This is a genomic window from Salmonella sp. SJTUF14076 (assembly GCF_015534835.1).
Classification (GTDB): Bacteria; Pseudomonadota; Gammaproteobacteria; order Enterobacterales; family Enterobacteriaceae; genus Salmonella; species Salmonella enterica.
On the sequence record NZ_CP064674.1, the window covers coordinates 2,095,293 to 2,113,435 of the forward strand.

Sequence of the window (18,143 nt, forward strand, 5' to 3'; positions counted from 1 at the left end):
TGGTTACATCTCTTTGCAAAGGAAGGTAAATCTTTGCCAAAAACCAGTTGTCTCTGTTATGTTTAGCTTCCGTTTAATTAGAATGGGGTATAGGGCAGCAGCCCGTTGTATGGATCGTCACCGACGTCATTTCACTCTTTGGCCGTTTTGCGCCTGTCAATCTGGCATATCTTGCCATAGCCTTACTTTGTTTATTGCGTTACCGCCTGCATCCTTTGAGATGTTGTGGGCGCCGTTTAGTCATTCCTTAAGCAGGAGCTTGTCATGGAATTATTAATGGATCCCTCAATTTGGGTGGGTTTACTCACGCTCGTCGTCCTGGAAATTGTCCTGGGTATCGATAACCTGGTCTTTATCGCGATCCTCGCCGATAAATTGCCGCCAAAGCAGCGTGACAAAGCGCGTCTTATCGGGCTCTCGCTGGCGCTGATTATGCGTCTGGCGCTGCTGTCCATTATTTCGTGGCTGGTGACCTTAACAAAGCCGCTCTTTACCGTCTGGGATTTTACCTTCTCCGGCCGTGATTTAATTATGCTGCTGGGCGGTATATTCCTGCTGTTTAAAGCGACCACCGAGCTGCATGAACGTCTGGAAAACCGCGAGCATGACACCGGACACGGTAAAGGCTATGCGAGCTTCTGGGTGGTAGTCACGCAGATTGTCATCCTGGATGCGGTCTTCTCGCTGGACGCCGTGATTACGGCGGTAGGTATGGTAAACCATCTGCCGGTTATGATGGCGGCGGTGGTGATTGCGATGGCGGTGATGCTACTGGCGTCAAAACCGCTGACCCGTTTTGTCAACCAGCATCCGACGGTGGTGGTGCTCTGTCTGAGTTTCCTGCTGATGATCGGCTTGAGCCTGGTGGCGGAAGGGTTTGGTTTCCATATTCCGAAAGGCTACTTGTACGCGGCAATTGGTTTCTCGATAGTTATCGAGGTGTTTAACCAGATTGCGCGCCGCAACTTTATTCGTCATCAGTCCACGTTGCCGCTGCGCGCGCGTACTGCGGACGCTATCCTGCGTCTGATGGGCGGTAAACGCCAGGCGAGTACGCAACATGAGACGGATAGCCCGGCCGCGATATCGGTGTCGGAAGGCGCCTTCGCCGAAGAAGAACGCTACATGATTAACGGCGTACTGACTCTGGCGTCGCGCTCCCTGCGCGGCATTATGACGCCGCGAGGCGAAATTAGTTGGGTGGATGCGAATCTCAGCGTAGCTGAAATCCGTCAGCAGTTACTCTCTTCTCCGCATAGCCTGTTCCCGGTATGTCGGGGCGAGCTGGATGAAATTATCGGTATCGTTCGGGCGAAAGAGTTGCTGGTGGCGCTGGAAGAGGGCGCGGACGTTGCGGCTATCGCCGCGTCTTCTCCGGCGATAGTGGTGCCGGAAACGCTTGATCCTATCAATCTGTTAGGCGTTTTGCGTCGCGCGCGCGGCAGTTTCGTTATCGTCACGAACGAGTTCGGCGTGGTGCAGGGGCTGGTTACGCCGCTGGATGTGCTGGAAGCGATTGCCGGTGAGTTCCCGGATGCCGATGAAACGCCGGAAATCGTTGCCGATGCCGAGGGCTGGATAGTGAAGGGTGGCACCGATCTCCATGCGCTACAGCAGGCGCTGGAAGTTGACCATCTGGTGAACGAAGAGGGCGATATTGCGACGGTCGCGGGGTTAGTGATCGCCGCTAATGGCCATATTCCTCGTGTAGGCGATGTCATTGATGTTCCGCCACTGCGGATCACCATTGTCGAGGCCAACGACTATCGTGTCGATCTGGTTCGAATTGTTAAAGAACAGCCTGCCCACGACGAAGAGGAATAACGTCACACGCAGGAATCAAGTCTATAGATGCGGCATCGCGGACATAATCTGTCCGTTATGCCGGGCGGGCGGCGGCGCGCTGCCCGCCAGCCACTGTGGAAATTCGCTAATGGGCATCGGCTTCGCATAGAGATAGCCCTGTAACATTTGCACGCCATGCTGGCGCAAATGCTGTGCCTGCATCTGGTTTTCGACCCCTTCCGCCACCAGTTCAATATTCAGTCTTTGCCCCAGCGCGATAATAATATCGGTCACCGTTGAATTGACCGCATCGGTACCGATGGCGGCGGTGAAGGATTTATCGATTTTCAAAATATCCGGCCGCAGTTTTTCCAGCCAGGAGAGCGAGCTGTTTCCTGTGCCAAAATCATCGATGGCTAACTTCACGCCTTTACGATGCAGCTCGCGCATCAGGCGGTAATCAACGTCAAGCAACGCGTCGCGTTCCGTGAGCTCCAGCACCAGTTGCTGAACAGGTTCCGCACTAAACCAGTACTGATTAAGATCCTTGAGAAGCACGCCGTGTCGGAAATGGCTTGCCGCTACATTGATGCCGATATGAAACTGATGGTTGATGGGGAAGTAGTGCCGCTGCCGAATGGTTTCCGCAATCACATAGCGGGTCAGCGGCGCTATCAGGTTATGTTCCTCGGCGATAGGAATAAAAACATCCGGTGAGATCCAGCCCTGGCGCGGGTTGTTCCAGCGTAACAGGATCTCAACGCCGGTACATTGCTGCGTGCGGGCATTAAGCAACGGCTGACAAAATAGCTCAAACTCCCGTTCGGCAAGGGCCAGATTAATTTCCCAGGAAAAGCTCATTCTGCTGGCCGTTGCCAGCCAGGCGATATAACCGATCAACAGGCTAAGCAATACGGCCAGCGGTAACTGCGTCGGGAGATGTTTGAACGCCAGTACGCCTGCCGACGGCCCGCTGACGCTGATAGTAAAAGGGAAATGTCGCGATGAAAGCTGGTAACGCTCTTCATCTTTTTTTAATTCCGGAAGAGTATCGACCACGCCCCGACCATATAACAGGTGCCGTTTGCCGACCGTCAGGCTGGCGCTGGTAATTTGCGGCTGCTGAGGCTCAAGTAGCATAGTCGCCAGCAAGTCAATATTCACAATTTCCATCACGCCATCCTGGCCATCGGCAGAGGCGGGATACCACTGAATGAGGATCGGGCTTCCCTTGAGTAACGATTGGTCCGTGGAAAGTAGCAGCAGATCGCCAGCTGCGGGAAGATCGGGCTGAAGCTGGCGTATGGGAGTGTTACGGGCGCCAAAAATGCTTGAGCAGTAGAGAATTCCCTCTTTTACCAGCCCGATAGAACGAATGGTTTGCAGGCGGGCGGCTTGCTTACGCAACGGCAAATGCGCGGTCGCGCACGGAAGCTCAAGTAAGGGTAGCAGTATGTTTCGTCCGACCAGGAGAGGATGCAGCACATTATCCAGCGCATCAACGGCATGATTCGCGAATGCAACCGTGCGATGGTGATTTAAGTTCCGCTCCGAAATAAATCGGATGCTCAGCGTAAGAATGAGCGTGACCAGTGCACAAATCGTGCAAACAATGAAACGATTACGGCGATAATGATTGATGATCCGTTGTGCTGTTTGCATGCGGGCCGCCCAATAAGCGTTGGCGACAAAAGCCAACCGCGACACAGCAAGTGTAGTGGGGAAACGTGGAGTCGACGAGGAAGAGATAAAAATTTCGCCCATCCGTAGCAGATGGGCGAAGGGAGGGGAAACGGCGTTTAATCACACTGGACTTTAATAGCCAGCCCGCCGCGCGACGTTTCACGGTATTTGGCGTTCATGTCTTTTCCGGTCTCGTACATCGTTTCGATGACTTTATCCAACGAGACGCGCGGCGCGCTGGTTCGACGCATGGCCATACGCGCAGCGTTAATCGCTTTAACCGAAGCAATGGCGTTACGCTCGATACACGGCACCTGCACCTGACCGGCAACCGGGTCGCAGGTCAGCCCCAGGTTATGCTCCATGCCGATTTCAGCGGCAACGCAAACCTGTTCCGGGCTGGCGCCCAACAGTTCAGCAAGGCCTGCCGCCGCCATCGAACAGGCGACCCCGACTTCGCCCTGGCAGCCGACTTCCGCGCCGGAAATAGACGCGTTCATCTTATACAGCGCGCCAATAGCGCCTGCCGCCAGGAAGTAGCGGGTGTAAATATCCGGGCTGACAGACTCAATAAAATGGTCGTAGTAAGCCAGTACCGCAGGAACGATACCGCACGCGCCGTTGGTTGGCGCCGTCACGACGCGGCCGCCTGCGGCGTTCTCTTCGTTCACCGCCAGAGCAAACATGTTCACCCAGTCAATGACGTTCATCGGATCGTTGGAAAGCTTATCGCTGGAAACCAGCATACGACGCAGCGCAGAGGCGCGACGCGGTACGCGCAGCGGCCCCGGCAGCACGCCTTCGGTATTCATACCACGATCAATACAGGCCTGCATGGTCTGCCAGACGTGACCGAAATACTCTTCAATCTCTTTCTTGCTATGCAGCGCCAGTTCGTTTTGCATCACCATGCCGGAGAGTGAAAGGCCGGTACTGTTGCAATACTCCAGCATTTCTTTCGCCGATTTAAACGGATAAGGTACAGTAACCTCATTCGTCGCTTCCTGGCCGAAATGCTCTTCATCAACGATAAAGCCGCCGCCGATGGAATAGTACGTCTTGCTATAAATGACCGTGTCGTCATGCCAGGCGTGGATCTGCATCCCGTTTTCATGCAGCGGCAAATTGCCGTTGTGAAAACGCATTCCGTCATCTTTCGGGAAGTCGACTTCGTGACGTCCCTGGGCCAGTAACAGACGCTCGCGCGTTTCGACGTCGCGAATAAAACCGGGGATACTATCAATATCCACGGTAGCGGGTTCATTACCCGCCAGACCCATAATAATGGCGATATCGGTATGGTGACCTTTCCCCGTCAGCGACAGCGAGCCGTAGACATCGACAGCGACGCGGGTAACGTTATCCAGTAATCCTTTTTCGACCAGGTCATCGACGAACTGTTTACCGGCCTTCATCGGGCCAACAGTGTGGGAAGAGGAGGGACCAATCCCTACCTTAAACATGTCGAATAGGCTAATCACGATAATACTCCTGACAGGGCAACCGGGGCTTCCGGTTACGATGTTATAACTGCGCATAGTGTAAGAGGGAACGCTGGCATCAGCTTAACTATTCACATGAATTAAACTAATGAATAACCGCGTTTTTACTAATATTGCGACAGTAATCTCAAGTCGTGTCTTGCGCGCGTAAAGTTAAGTATATACACGTTGCCCTTCAGGCTGCCTCTTTGGGGGAGGCGATTGTTACCGCCTTGAGGCAACGTGAATGGCGTTGTGTACAGTCAGGGCTTTACGCCGATTTGCAGCGCCAGCTCACGAAGAATATTTGCGGTCATGCCCCAGACGAAATAATGCTCATACCAGGAGAGCCATACGCGGTGCGAATTGCCGCGACGGTAAACATCAAGCGGATGATATCGACCCAGTTGCAACGCTTGCGCCAGCGGCATTTCAAACACCGCAGACACTTCGTCTTCACTGGCGCGCCAGGGGAGGTTTGGCGGAATAATGCCGACCACCGGGGTGACCTGAAAACCGGTCACGCTGTCTACCGGCGGTAAAACGCCAATCACTTCCACGGCTTGCGGCGGGATGGCGACTTCCTCCTGCGCTTCGCGAAGCGCTGCGGCGATAAGCGAAGCATCGGTACTGTCCACGGCCCCGCCGGGAAAGGCGACCTGTCCGGCGTGTTTGCGCAAATGAATAGCCCGCTGGGTCAATAGCAGCCCCGGCTGGGGGCGGCGAACCACAGGGATCAGTACGGCGGCCTGACGTTGATTCAACGTTTCATGGGGCATCTGCGGGCGCAAAAGCTGAAAGCGCGATAAGAAATGATCGAGCGTCAGACGGCTGGTATCCACGTATTAGTTCTCCAGTGGGTGCAGGATACGATTAACTTTATCAAAAGTTTCCTGATATTCCGCATCTTCCTTGCTATCGGCCACGATACCGCCGCCGGCTGAGCAATAGAGTTGGCCCTGCGTTGCTGTGACGGTGCGGATAGTAATACTGGTATCCATCTTGCCGCAGAAACTCAGATAACCGATGCTACCGCACCAGGCGTTGCGTCGCTGCGGCTCCAGTTCGTCGATAATTTCCATCGCCCGCACTTTAGGCGCGCCGGTAATGGAGCCGCCGGGGAAAGCCGCGCGCAGCAGGTCGGTGGCATGAAGCGAGTCCGGTAAACGGGCGGTAATGGTGCTAACCAGATGGTGAACGGCAGGAAATGGTTCGACGACGAACAGTTCCGGCACTTTCACCGAACCCGGCACGGCGACCCGGCCAATGTCGTTACGCATCAAATCGACGATCATCAAATTTTCAGCGCGATCTTTCATTGAGTTGGCCAGTTTCTGCGCCTGCTGACGATCCGCCTGCGGATCGTTAAGCCGTGGAAGCGTACCTTTGATCGGGCGCGTCTGAATATGACCATTCTCCAGTTGGATAAAACGCTCGGGAGAAAGGCTCAATATGGCGCCGTCATGTAAACGAAGAAAGGCGCTGAACGGGGCGCGATTTGCGCGGTTAAGGTGTTCGAAAGCCTGCCACTCATCACCCTCGTAGCTCGCCTGAAAACGCTGGGAAAGATTGACCTGATAGCAGTCCCCGCTGTGCAGCCAGGCCTGCACCTGACGAAACTTCTCGCCATACTCGCAACGCGTCATATTGGATTGCCAGGCCGAGGTAAGCCTGAAGGGCGTGCGGGTCGGCGCGCGCTGGCTGGTGAGCCAGCGATATCGGGCGTCTGCATCGTGATAGCTTATCAGCGATACTACCTGTTTATGGTGATCGACAATCAGCGCCCAGTCGTAAAGGCCAATCGCCATATCGGGTAAAGCGATATCGCGCGCGGCAGTATCGGGCAGAATTTCGAAACGCCGCCCTAAATCATAACCAAACAGACCCAGCGCGCCGCCCTGAAAGGGTAAGTCAGGGTCAGGCTGAGGATGAAAAGGCAGCGCCTCCAGTTGAGTCTGCAAAACGTGTAACGGATCGTCGAGAGTGACGGTAGTCGTGCGCGCAGTACATACCGTGGTTTCCTGCGCGCGCGTGGTCAGCGTGGTGACAGGATCGGCGACCAGAATATCAAAACGGTTATAGGGATGAATAGCATCACCTGAATGCAGCAGCATCGCCCAGGGCAAATGGTTTACGGGCGCAAAATAGTGTTCAGCGGCGTCCGGACGCCAGGGTAAGGTGATAACAGTGGGAGATAACGTCTTCATCATTCCTGACTCGTTACAACACTACTGGCTTACCGCCGGGTAGCGTGAAATAATTAGCGCTAACAATTTAGCAGGAGTTAATCATGTTTGCAGGTTTACCTTCACTCAGTCATGAACAACAGCAAAAAGCCGTAGAACGTATCCAGGAATTGATGTCGCAAGGTATGAGCAGCGGAGAAGCGATTGCCCAGGTGGCGGGCGAACTTCGCGCCAACCATACCGGCGAACGGATAGTGGCGCGTTTTGAGGATGAAGACGAATAACCGGCTTATACCGCCGCGACAATCTTAATCTCAACTTTATATTTCGGATTCATTAACCCGGCCTGTACGGTACAGCGTACCGGCGCATGGCCTGCGACGACCCACGCATCCCACGCCTTATTCATGGCGGCAAAATCCGCTTTATCGCTCAGGAAAATAGTGGCATCCAGAATACGTGACTTACTGGAGCCCTGTTTTTCCAGCACCGCATCAATTTGCGCCAGAGTATTCGCCGTTTGCTCAAAAGCATCGGCGTCCAGGTTTTCCGGCACGCCGGTATACCACAGCGTATTATTGTAGATCACCACGTCTGACCAACGATCTTCGGCATCAATACGCACGATAGACATTACTTATTCCTCATTTGCTTTCCATTTGAATGGCTCAAGACTGCCACAATGTGGCGCCGCCGTCACCTCTGTAACTGGCGTAAGCCTTTCTACCCTGACATAATCCCCTGTGCAAATTAACAGGGGGCAGTGTGACGGACGATTTTGCAGCAGATGGCCAACTGGCCAAATCGATAACCGGCTTTAAACCGCGCGAACCACAGCGACAAATGGCGGTTGCCGTGACACAAGCGATTGAAAATGCGCAGCCTTTGGTTGTTGAAGCCGGCACCGGAACCGGGAAGACCTATGCTTACCTCGCTCCGGCGTTGCGCGCCGGGAAAAAAGTCATTATTTCGACCGGGTCGAAAGCGTTGCAGGATCAACTCTACAGCCGCGATCTGCCGACGGTAGCAAAAGCGTTGGCGTTTACCGGTAAGACGGCCCTGTTGAAAGGACGTTCAAACTACCTCTGCCTGGAGCGGCTGGAACAACAAGCGCTGGCGGGCGGCGATTTACCGGTACAAACATTAAGCGATGTGATATTGCTGCGCTCCTGGTCAAATCAGACGCGGGATGGCGATATCAGCACCTGCGTCAGCGTGGCGGAAGATTCCCAGGCCTGGCCGCTGGTCACCAGTACCAACGACAACTGCCTTGGCAGCGATTGCCCGCTCTACAAAGAGTGCTTTGTGGTGAAAGCGCGTAAAAAGGCGATGGACGCGGATGTGGTGATTGTAAACCACCACCTTTTTCTTGCGGATATGGTGGTTAAAGAGAGCGGGTTTGGCGAACTTATCCCTCAGGCTGAAGTAATGATCTTCGATGAAGCCCACCAACTGCCTGACATCGCCAGCCAGTATTTCGGACAATCGCTCTCCAGCCGTCAGTTGCTGGATTTAGCAAAAGACATCACCATCGCCTACCGGACGGAACTGAAAGACACTCAACAGTTGCAAAAATGCGCCGATCGCCTTGCCCAGAGCGCCCAGGATTTTCGTCTGCAACTGGGGGAGCCCGGCTACCGGGGAAATTTGCGTGAACTGTTAGCCGACTCACGTATCCAACGGGCATTTTTACTGCTGGATGATACGCTGGAGCTTTGTTACGACGTGGCGAAACTGTCGCTGGGCCGTTCGGCGCTGCTGGATGCGGCTTTTGAACGCGCCACGCTATACCGTTCACGGCTGAAACGCTTAAAAGAGATCAATCAGCCGGGATACAGCTACTGGTATGAGTGCACCTCGCGCCATTTCACTCTGGCGCTGACGCCGCTCACCGTGGCGGACAAATTCAAAGAGGTGATGGAACAGAAGCCCGGTAGCTGGATTTTTACCTCGGCCACGTTATCGGTAAATGATGATCTTCACCACTTTACCGCCCGTCTGGGAATTGAACAGGCAGAATCCATGCTACTGCCCAGCCCATTCGACTATACGCGCCAGGCGTTACTCTGCGTACCGCGTAACCTACCGCAAACCAACCAGCCCGGCGCGGCGCGACAGTTGGCGGCTATGCTCAGGCCGATTATCGAAGCCAATAACGGGCGATGTTTTATGCTGTGCACCTCACACGCCATGATGCGCGAGCTGGCGGAGCAGTTTCGCGCCACCATGACGCTGCCGGTATTGTTGCAAGGGGAAACCAGTAAAGGCCAACTGTTACAGCAATTTGTTAGCGCCGGCAACGCGCTGCTCGTCGCCACCAGCAGCTTCTGGGAAGGGGTGGACGTGCGCGGCGATACGTTATCGTTGGTGATTATCGACAAATTGCCGTTTACCTCCCCGGACGACCCGCTGTTAAAAGCGCGAATGGAAGACTGTCGTTTGCGCGGCGGCGATCCGTTTGATGAGGTTCAACTGCCCGACGCGGTGATTACGCTGAAGCAGGGAGTAGGGCGGCTGATTCGCGATGCGGACGATCGCGGGGTGTTGGTGATTTGTGATAACCGGCTGGTGATGCGGCCCTATGGCGCCACGTTTCTCGCCAGCCTGCCTCCTGCGCCGCGCACGCGTGATATCGCCCGTGCCGTTCGCTTTCTTGCGATTCCATCCGCCGAGTAATTTGTTACGGAGTATGGTAAGATGCGCGCTATTTTATTGATCTAAGCACGAAACCTCATGCGAATTCTGGCTATCGATACCGCCACAGAGGCCTGTTCTGTCGCCCTGTGGAACAACGGTACTATCAATGCTCACTTTGAGCTTTGTCCACGAGAACACACTCAACGTATCCTGCCCATGGTGCAGGAGATTCTGGCCGCCAGCGGCGTCTCGCTCAATGAGGTAGATGCGCTGGCGTTTGGGCGCGGTCCGGGCAGCTTTACCGGCGTGCGTATCGGCATTGGTATTGCGCAAGGGCTGGCGTTAGGGGCAAATCTGCCGATGATCGGTGTTTCGACGCTTGCCACGATGGCGCAGGGCGCGTGGCGTAAAACCGGCGCGACCCGCGTACTCGCCGCGATTGACGCGCGGATGGGCGAAGTGTACTGGGCGGAATACCAGCGTGATGCGCAGGGCGTCTGGCAGGGCGAAGAGACGGAAGCGGTGCTGAAACCGGAACGGGTCGGCGAGCGGTTGAAACAGCTTTCCGGCGAGTGGGCGACCGTAGGAACGGGTTGGTCCGCGTGGCCCGATCTGGCGAAGGAGTGCGGCCTGACGCTTCATGATGGGGAGGTGTCGCTCCCGGCAGCGGAAGATATGTTGCCCATCGCCAGTCAAAAGCTGGCGGCAGGAGAGACCGTTGCCGTGGAACATGCCGAGCCGGTTTATTTGCGTAACGAAGTGGCGTGGAAGAAACTTCCCGGCAAAGAATGACTCTCACTACTATTACCCCCCATACTTTATGCTGTGGGGTGGAATAGAGGTCGAGAAAAAGGAGTCGCATCATGGCGGTTCAAAAAAGGTTAATAAAAGGGGCGCTGGCGTGCGCTTTTGCGCTTATGCTGAGCGGTTGCGTGACTATCCCGGATGCCATTAAAGGTTCGAGTCCGACGCCACAGCAGGATTTGGTGCGGGTGATGAATGCGCCACAGCTCTATATCGGGCAAGAGGCGCGTTTCGGCGGCAAAGTTGTGGCGGTGCAAAATCAGCAGGGAAAAACCCGGCTTGAAATCGCGACCGTACCGCTTGATAGCGGCGCGCGTCCTGTTCTGGGCGAAGCCTCGCGCGGCAGAATTTTTGCCGATGTGAACGGTTTTCTGGACCCGGTGGACTTCCGTGGCCAGTTAGTTACCGTTGTTGGCCCGATAACCGGCACGGTTGACGGTAAAATCGGCAATACGCCGTATAAATTTATGCTGATGCAGGCTACCGGTTATAAACGCTGGCATCTTGTTCAGCAGGTCGTCATGCCTCCACAGCCGATCGATCCGTGGTTTTACGGCGGACGCGCCTGGCCTTATGGCTATGGCGGTTGGGGGTGGTATAACCCTGGACCCGCAGAGGTTCAGACGATAGTAACAGAGTAACTCTTTGTTTTATCAATAAAAGAAACAGCGGCTGGTCCGCTGTTTCTGCATTCATAGAGACATAATAAAAATAAATAGTGACGCGCTTCGCAACCTTTCAGTTGCGTAATTAATAAACTGGTACGCTGAGTTAATATAATGTTAACGACTTGTTTATTAACTGGGGTTGTGATGACGACGAACACTCATTTTAGAGGTGATGCATTGAAGAAGGTTTGGCTTAACCGTTATCCTGCTGATGTTCCGGCGGAGATCAACCCTGACCGTTATCAATCCCTGGTTGAACTGTTTGAACATGCGGCGACGCGCTATGCCGATCAGCCTGCGTTCGTCAATATGGGGGAGGTAATGACCTTCCGTAAATTAGAAGAACGTAGTCGGGCATTTGCGGCTTATTTACAACAAGGGCTGGGACTCAAAAAAGGCGACCGTGTGGCGCTGATGATGCCAAACCTGTTGCAGTATCCCGTCGCGCTATTTGGTATTTTACGCGCTGGCATGATTGTGGTGAACGTTAACCCGCTTTACACGCCGCGCGAACTTGAGCATCAGCTTAACGATAGCGGCGCGGCGGCAATCATTATTGTTTCTAACTTTGCCCATACGCTGGAAAAAGTGGTCGAGAAAACGTCGGTACAGCACGTTATTCTGACGCGGATGGGCGACCAGCTTTCAACCGCCAAAGGTACGGTTGTTAACTTTGTCGTGAAATACATCAAGCGTCTGGTGCCAAAATACCACTTGCCAGATGCGATCTCGTTTCGCAGCGCGCTACAGCATGGCTACCGTATGCAGTATGTAAAACCCGAGGTTGTCGCTGAAGATCTGGCTTTCCTGCAATATACCGGCGGTACGACGGGCGTGGCGAAAGGCGCGATGTTGACCCACCGCAATATGCTGGCGAATCTGGAGCAGGTGAAAGCGACCTATGGGCCGCTGCTGCACCCGGGGAAAGAGCTGGTAGTGACCGCGCTGCCGCTGTATCACATTTTTGCCTTAACCATGAACTGTCTGCTTTTTATCGAGCTGGGTGGGCAAAACCTGCTGATTACCAATCCGCGTGATATCCCCGGCCTGGTCAAGGAGCTGGCGAAATATCCATTTACGGCGATGACCGGCGTTAATACGCTATTCAACGCCCTGCTCAATAATAAAGAGTTTCAACAGCTGGATTTTTCTTCGCTGCATCTGTCAGCCGGCGGCGGGATGCCGGTGCAAAACGTCGTTGCGGAACGTTGGGTAAAGCTGACCGGGCAATACCTGCTGGAAGGCTACGGGCTGACCGAGTGCGCCCCGCTGGTGAGCGTCAACCCGCATGATATTGATTATCACAGCGGCAGTATCGGCCTGCCTGTACCGTCAACAGAAGCCAAACTGGTGGATGACGATGATAACGAAGTCGCGCCGGGTGAGGCCGGAGAGCTTTGCGTGAAAGGCCCTCAGGTTATGCTGGGATACTGGCAGCGTCCTGACGCGACGGATGAAATCATTAAAGATGGTTGGCTGCATACGGGCGATATTGCGGTTATGGATGAAGACGGCTTTCTGCGGATTGTCGATCGTAAGAAAGATATGATTCTGGTTTCTGGTTTCAACGTTTATCCAAACGAAATTGAAGATGTGGTGATGCAGCATTCTGGCGTGCAGGAAGTCGCGGCGGTTGGCGTGCCTTCCGGTAGTAGCGGCGAAGCGGTGAAGCTTTTTGTGGTTAAGAAAGATCCGGCATTGACTGACGATGCGTTGATCACCTTCTGCCGTCGCCATCTGACCGGATATAAGGTGCCCAAACAGGTAGAGTTTCGCGAGGAATTACCAAAATCTAACGTTGGGAAAATTTTACGACGAGAACTGCGTGACGAAGCCCGTGGCAAAGTAGACAATAAAGCCTGAGCGTTAAGTCAGCTAACGAGAGACGCCGGTTAAGCCGGCGTTTTTTTTGGCGCGAACCAAAGAGAACACGATTTGAATTACCAAATGATTGAAACGGACGATGCGCTGGCGAGCCTGTGTGAAGCTGTCCGAGCATGTCCGGCTATTGCTTTAGATACGGAATTTGTCCGTACCCGCACCTATTACCCGCAGTTAGGATTGATCCAGTTATTTGACGGGGCAAATGTCGCCCTGATCGATCCGCTCGGCATCAGCGACTGGTCGCCGTTAAAAGCGGTGCTGCGCGATACGGGAATCACCAAATTTCTGCACGCGGGTAGCGAAGATCTGGAAGTATTTCTTAATGCGTTTGGCGAACTGCCGGAACCTCTGATTGATACGCAAATTCTGGCGGCGTTTTGCGGGCGTCCGCTGTCGTGGGGTTTTGCGTCGATGGTAGAAGAGTATACGGGCGTGGCGCTGGACAAAAGCGAGTCTCGTACCGACTGGTTAGCCCGGCCTTTAAGTGAACGTCAGTGTGAATACGCGGCGGCGGATGTCTGGTATCTGTTACCGATCGCCAAAAAGCTGATGATTGAAACTGAAGCCGCAGGATGGCTGCCTGCCGCGCTTGATGAGTGTCGGTTGATGCAGCAGCGCCGTCAGGAGATTCAGGCGCCGGAAGAGGCATGGCGGGATATCACTAATGCCTGGCAACTGCGTACCCGCCAGTTAGCCTGTCTGCAACTTTTAGCTGACTGGCGGCTACGTAAGGCGCGTGAGCGCGATATGGCGGTGAACTTTGTTGTGCGTGAAGAAAACCTGTGGGCGGTCGCGCGTTATATGCCGGGCAGTCTCGGTGAGCTGGATAGCCTGGGGCTTTCCGGCAGCGAGATTCGTTTTCACGGCAAGACGTTGATATCGCTGGTGGCGAAAGCACAGGCGTTACCGGAAGAGGCATTGCCGGAACCCCTGTTGAATCTGATGGACATGCCGGGCTATCGCAAAGCGTTTAAGGCCATCAAAGCGCTGGTGGCGGAGGTGAGCGCGTCGCATCACGTCAGCGGCGAGCTACTGGCATCGCGTCGGCAGATTAATCAGTTGCTCAACTGGCACTGGAAATTAAAACCGCAAAATGGGCACCCGGAATTGATTTCCGGCTGGCGCGCCGAACTGATGGCGGAGAAGTTAACTCTTCTGTTGCAGGAGTATCCGCGTTAACGGCGGTAATTGCCGGGAAAACGGCCAGTGAAATAAATGTCCGTATTCGGAATAATGTAAAAAAATAAAAAAGGCAGATTCTTCTGCCTTTTTAATCCAGGAATTTTCCCATAAAAGAGCTTATTTTGACTCTTCGGCTTCCGGCAGCGTTACGTTAAGTTCAAGGATGGAGATATCACCATCTTTTTGCTCAAGCTGGACGGTAACCATTTCCGGATCGATTTGTACGTATTTACAAATGACCTCAAGAATATCTTTACGTAACTGCGGTAAATAATGCGGTTCGGCATCGCTACGGCGACGTTCCGCGACAATGATTTGCAACCGCTCTTTTGCAATATTAGCGGTACTCTTTTTCCGCGAGAGAAAAAAATCCAGTAATGCCATAATTTATCCTCCGAACAGGCGTTTGAGGAAACCTTTCTTCTCTTCTTCAATGAAGCGGAAAGGACGTTCTTCTCCCAACAGACGATCTACGGTATCTGCATAGGCTTTACCCGCATCCGCAGTGGCGTCAAGAATCACCGGTTCACCCTGGTTAGATGCGCGTAGTACGGATTGATCTTCCGGGATCACCCCGACGAGTTTAATACGCAGAATCTCCAGTACATCTTCCATGCTGAGCATGTCGCCTTTATTGACGCGGCCTGGATTGTAGCGCGTCAACAGGAGATGTTCTTTAATCGGTTCTTCGCCATTTTCTGCGCGACGAGATTTCGATGCCAGAATACCCAGAATACGGTCCGAGTCACGGACAGAAGAGACTTCCGGGTTGGTCGTAATGATCGCTTCATCGGCAAAATAGAGCGCCATCAGCGCCCCGGTTTCGATACCCGCCGGCGAGTCGCAAACGATGAACTCAAAGTCCATCGCTTTCAGTGAGTCCAGTACCTTAGCGACGCCTTCGCGCGTTAGCGCGTCTTTATCCCGGGTCTGCGACGCCGGAAGAATGAAGAGATTTTCAGTACGCTTATCTTTGATCAGCGCCTGATTCAGTGTCGCATCGCCCTGAATGACGTTTACAAAATCGTAAACGACACGACGTTCGCACCCCATAATCAGATCGAGGTTACGCAGTCCGATATCAAAATCAATGACGACAGTTTTCTTTCCCTTCTGGGCCAAACCTGTAGCGATGGCCGCGCTGGAGGTGGTCTTGCCAACGCCCCCTTTACCCGAAGTAACAACAATAATGCGTGCCATAAAAATTCCTTGTTAAAAAGGGATCAATTCAACGGTTGAACTGTCAAAGCGTTGTCTGCTAAACGCAGGCGCGCCGCTTTGCCATAAAATTCTGCCGGGATTTTATCACTCAGCCAGTAAACACCTGCGATAGAGACCAGTTCTGCCGTCAGATGGGTACAAAAAATTTGCGCTTCCCGATCGCCGCTCGCTCCTGCCAGCGCGCGACCTCTCATCATGCCATAGACATGGATATTGCCGTCAGCGATAAGCTCTGCGCCAGCGCTGACGTGACTTGTAACAATCAGATCACATTGTGGAGCATAAATGCGCTGACCGGAACGAACCGGAACATCAATTAATCGCGTTTTTGTGATGGGATTAGCGTTTTGCGGCGGTTCGCTGGGCGTTACCGGCTCAACGGGCGCAGGTCGAACCGCTTTCTCTTTACCTTCAGTCAGTAAAGGAAGACCCATCCGATCGATTTCTACTTTCAGGCTGGCGTCTTTACAGCCGCTCACGCCGATAATGCGTAAGCCGGTTGAGGTCACGATCTTATGCAGTTCCGGCCAGTTTACCGGGCTTTCAAGACCGCTAACGTTAATAACGACAGGGGCGTGTTTTAAAAACGCAGGAGCCTGCGCTATTTTGTCTTCTAACGCCTGACGAATAACCTCTGGTTCCGCTTCATGCAAATGAACCACTGATAAGGTGAAGCTACTGCCTTTAAGCTCGATTGGCGTGTTTGACATCCTGGCCTTACTCAATTTGCTATTTATCATCTCCGATACGGAGTGATATTCCGAAGTCCAGAAGGCATGTTATAGTCAGTATTATATTGAGGCAAGTCACCATCCCGTTAATTCAGAGTAAAAGTATGTTTTGTGTGATCTATAGAAGTAGCAAGCGCGATCAAACCTATTTGTATGTCGAAAAAAAAGACGATTTTTCGCGGGTGCCTGAAGCATTGATGAAAGGATTCGGTCAGCCGCAGTTAGCGATGATGCTGCCGCTTGATGGACGTAAAAAATTAGTCAATGCCGAGCTCGAAAAAGTAAAACAGGCGTTAAGCGAGCAGGGCTATTATTTACAATTGCCGCCGCCGCCGGAAGATTTGCTGAAACAACATCTTTCTTCGGTGGGACAAAATACGTCGCCCGCTGACCGTTAAACGGTATTCGGCGCCGCGCCTGAATTCCATCATGATCTTAGGGGAAAATATGTATCAACATCGTAACTGGCAAGGCGCCTTGCTTGATTACCCGGTAAGTAAAGTGGTCTGCGTGGGCAGTAATTACGCAAATCACATCAAGGAGATGGGCAGCGCGACGCCGGAAGAACCCGTGCTTTTTATCAAGCCGGAAACCGCATTGTGTGATATTCGCCAGCCGCTGGCGATTCCGGCGGATATGGGCGCTGTTCATCATGAAGTTGAGCTTGCCGTGCTGATTGGCGCAACGCTCCGCCAGGCGACCGAAGATCATGTACGTAAAGCGATAGCCGGTTATGGCGTGGCGCTTGATTTAACCCTGCGCGATATTCAAGGGAAAATGAAAAAGGCCGGACAGCCCTGGGAAAAAGCCAAAGGTTTTGATAACGCATGTCCGATTTCAGGCTTCATCCCTGTCGCGGCCTTCTGCGGCGATCCGCAAAATACGGTTATCGGACTTAACGTTAATGGCGAGGTTCGCCAGCAAGGGTCGACCGCGGATATGATTCATCCTATTGTGCCCCTTATCGCCTATATGAGCCGCTATTTTACGCTCAAAGCCGGGGACGTGGTGCTAACCGGCACGCCGGCAGGCGTGGGGCCATTATTAAGCGGCGATGAGCTGGACATTCGTTTTAATGGCGAAACGTTGTCTACCCGCGTTCTGTAAAATCTGCTTGCCGCCTTCAGCGGCGGTAAAACTTGCATCTGCAGGCCAGACTGGTTATAAGGTGCAGCTTTAGTGCAATGGCGGATACTTTAATGAGCGATACACCTTTCTGGCAACGTAAAACCCTGGATGAAATGACCGATGCCGAGTGGGAGTCGCTGTGCGATGGCTGCGGTCAATGCTGCCTGCATAAGCTGATGGATGAAGATACAGATGAAATTTACTTCACCAACGTGGCGTGCAGGCAATTAAATATCAAAACGTGCCAGTGCCGCCATTATGAGCGCCGTTTTGAATTTGAACCCGACTGTATCAAACTCACTCGCGAAAACTTGCCAGACTTTGAATGGTTGCCGATGACCTGCGCCTACCGTTTGTTGGCGGAAGGTAAGCCCTTGCCGACGTGGCATCCGCTGCTGACTGGATCGAAAGCCGCTATGCATGGCGAGCGAATTTCTGTCCGTCATATCGCGGTTAAAGAATCTGAAGTACGGGACTGGCAGGATCATATTTTAAATAAACCGTCGTGGGCAGAATAAGTCTTCGGCAAAACGGCTGATTGTTTACAATTCTTTAATTTACGCCGGGCGGCCCCTGAAACCAGGAATTGCGTGCAAATTCCGTCACCTGGCGTTATCACCGCCTTCTATTCCTCCCTCACGCGCCTTGTCGCTGCGCTCGCGCACGTATGGCGGCGACTCTATACTTTCAAAGCAGTATATCGCTGCCTATCCTGAGGAGTTACCCCATGAATAACCAACCGTTGCGCGTTTC

The 18,143-nt window shown here is 53.4% G+C and carries 19 protein-coding genes; 11 read left to right on the top strand and 8 right to left on the bottom strand.

Going from position 1 to position 18,143, the window contains the following annotated elements:
• Nucleotides 1-109 precede the first annotated feature (109 nt).
• On the top strand, nucleotides 110-277 hold the full coding sequence (locus HU143_RS24830; protein WP_370739650.1) for a protein YoaL: 168 nt from the start codon (nucleotides 110-112) through the stop codon (nucleotides 275-277).
• Nucleotides 265-1,824, top strand: coding sequence for a CNNM family cation transport protein YoaE (gene yoaE / locus HU143_RS10195; protein WP_000421815.1), 1,560 nt, complete (start codon nucleotides 265-267; stop codon nucleotides 1,822-1,824). Before HU143_RS24830 ends, yoaE begins: the two co-directional genes overlap by 13 nt.
• A 21-nt stretch (nucleotides 1,825-1,845) precedes the next feature.
• Here yoaE and HU143_RS10200 read toward each other — a convergent pair whose 3' ends face one another.
• From HU143_RS10200 to pabB, 4 genes are all read right to left on the bottom strand, one after another.
• Entirely contained in the window at nucleotides 1,846-3,447 is a 1,602-nt protein-coding gene (locus tag HU143_RS10200; RefSeq protein WP_023227142.1) for an EAL domain-containing protein, read from the bottom strand.
• 137 nt (nucleotides 3,448-3,584) lie between these two features.
• A complete protein-coding gene (gene sdaA / locus HU143_RS10205; protein WP_000624276.1) occupies nucleotides 3,585-4,949 on the bottom strand; it encodes an L-serine ammonia-lyase in 1,365 nt (454 codons plus the stop codon).
• A gap of 263 nt (nucleotides 4,950-5,212) precedes the next feature.
• Nucleotides 5,213-5,791, bottom strand: coding sequence for a CoA pyrophosphatase (locus HU143_RS10210; protein WP_000381534.1), 579 nt, complete (start codon nucleotides 5,789-5,791; stop codon nucleotides 5,213-5,215).
• Nucleotides 5,792-5,794: 3 nt separating this feature from the next.
• Nucleotides 5,795-7,159 carry an aminodeoxychorismate synthase component 1 gene (gene pabB / locus HU143_RS10215; protein WP_072162124.1) on the bottom strand — a complete coding sequence of 455 codons (1,365 nt, stop codon included), beginning with the start codon at nucleotides 7,157-7,159 and terminating at the stop codon, nucleotides 5,795-5,797.
• 80 nt (nucleotides 7,160-7,239) lie between these two features.
• Between pabB and HU143_RS10220 the strand changes: the two genes are divergently transcribed.
• Nucleotides 7,240-7,419 carry a YoaH family protein gene (locus HU143_RS10220; protein WP_000457328.1) on the top strand — a complete coding sequence of 60 codons (180 nt, stop codon included), beginning with the start codon at nucleotides 7,240-7,242 and terminating at the stop codon, nucleotides 7,417-7,419.
• Between the two features lie 5 nt (nucleotides 7,420-7,424).
• On the opposite strand, the gene HU143_RS10225 is transcribed toward HU143_RS10220, so the two are convergent.
• Nucleotides 7,425-7,769, bottom strand: coding sequence for a RidA family protein (locus HU143_RS10225; protein WP_000029550.1), 345 nt, complete (start codon nucleotides 7,767-7,769; stop codon nucleotides 7,425-7,427).
• A gap of 131 nt (nucleotides 7,770-7,900) precedes the next feature.
• On the opposite strand from HU143_RS10225, the gene HU143_RS10230 reads away from it, so the two are divergent.
• The 5 genes from HU143_RS10230 to rnd all read left to right on the top strand — a co-directional run bounded on the left by HU143_RS10230 (nucleotide 7,901) and on the right by rnd (nucleotide 14,307).
• Nucleotides 7,901-9,811 carry an ATP-dependent DNA helicase gene (locus HU143_RS10230; RefSeq protein ID WP_023227144.1) on the top strand — a complete coding sequence of 637 codons (1,911 nt, stop codon included), beginning with the start codon at nucleotides 7,901-7,903 and terminating at the stop codon, nucleotides 9,809-9,811.
• 57 nt (nucleotides 9,812-9,868) lie between these two features.
• Entirely contained in the window at nucleotides 9,869-10,564 is a 696-nt protein-coding gene (gene tsaB, locus HU143_RS10235) for a tRNA (adenosine(37)-N6)-threonylcarbamoyltransferase complex dimerization subunit type 1 TsaB (RefSeq protein WP_023227145.1), read from the top strand.
• A 71-nt stretch (nucleotides 10,565-10,635) separates the two neighbouring features.
• Nucleotides 10,636-11,217 (top strand): Slp family lipoprotein, encoded by a 582-nt coding sequence (locus HU143_RS10240; protein ID WP_000290594.1) that lies wholly within the window; start codon nucleotides 10,636-10,638, stop codon nucleotides 11,215-11,217.
• 204 nt (nucleotides 11,218-11,421) lie between these two features.
• The gene (gene fadD, locus HU143_RS10245; protein ID WP_000758418.1) at nucleotides 11,422-13,107 is read left to right on the top strand and encodes a long-chain-fatty-acid--CoA ligase FadD; all 1,686 of its coding nucleotides are present in this window, start codon (nucleotides 11,422-11,424) and stop codon (nucleotides 13,105-13,107) included.
• Nucleotides 13,108-13,179: 72 nt separating this feature from the next.
• Nucleotides 13,180-14,307 (top strand): ribonuclease D, encoded by a 1,128-nt coding sequence (gene rnd / locus HU143_RS10250; RefSeq protein ID WP_023227146.1) that lies wholly within the window; start codon nucleotides 13,180-13,182, stop codon nucleotides 14,305-14,307.
• A 120-nt stretch (nucleotides 14,308-14,427) separates the two neighbouring features.
• Here rnd and minE read toward each other — a convergent pair whose 3' ends face one another.
• Genes minE through minC form a run of 3 tightly spaced genes read right to left on the bottom strand, consistent with a single transcriptional unit; the run spans nucleotide 14,428 to nucleotide 16,241 of the window.
• Complete coding sequence (minE, locus tag HU143_RS10255) at nucleotides 14,428-14,694, bottom strand: cell division topological specificity factor MinE (RefSeq protein ID WP_001185666.1); 267 nt, start codon at nucleotides 14,692-14,694, stop codon at nucleotides 14,428-14,430.
• Between the two features lie 3 nt (nucleotides 14,695-14,697).
• Complete coding sequence (gene minD, locus HU143_RS10260; protein ID WP_000101047.1) at nucleotides 14,698-15,510, bottom strand: septum site-determining protein MinD; 813 nt, start codon at nucleotides 15,508-15,510, stop codon at nucleotides 14,698-14,700.
• 23 nt (nucleotides 15,511-15,533) lie between these two features.
• Nucleotides 15,534-16,241 carry a septum site-determining protein MinC gene (gene minC, locus HU143_RS10265; RefSeq protein ID WP_001579595.1) on the bottom strand — a complete coding sequence of 236 codons (708 nt, stop codon included), beginning with the start codon at nucleotides 16,239-16,241 and terminating at the stop codon, nucleotides 15,534-15,536.
• A 125-nt stretch (nucleotides 16,242-16,366) separates the two neighbouring features.
• Between minC and HU143_RS10270 the strand changes: the two genes are divergently transcribed.
• From HU143_RS10270 to HU143_RS10280, 3 genes are all read left to right on the top strand, one after another.
• A complete protein-coding gene (locus HU143_RS10270; protein WP_001525604.1) occupies nucleotides 16,367-16,660 on the top strand; it encodes a YcgL domain-containing protein in 294 nt (97 codons plus the stop codon).
• A gap of 49 nt (nucleotides 16,661-16,709) precedes the next feature.
• Nucleotides 16,710-17,369 carry a fumarylacetoacetate hydrolase family protein gene (locus tag HU143_RS10275; RefSeq protein WP_001519895.1) on the top strand — a complete coding sequence of 220 codons (660 nt, stop codon included), beginning with the start codon at nucleotides 16,710-16,712 and terminating at the stop codon, nucleotides 17,367-17,369.
• Between the two features lie 92 nt (nucleotides 17,370-17,461).
• A complete protein-coding gene (locus HU143_RS10280; protein WP_001285703.1) occupies nucleotides 17,462-17,908 on the top strand; it encodes a YcgN family cysteine cluster protein in 447 nt (148 codons plus the stop codon).
• The last annotated feature ends 235 nt before the right edge of the window (nucleotides 17,909-18,143 follow it).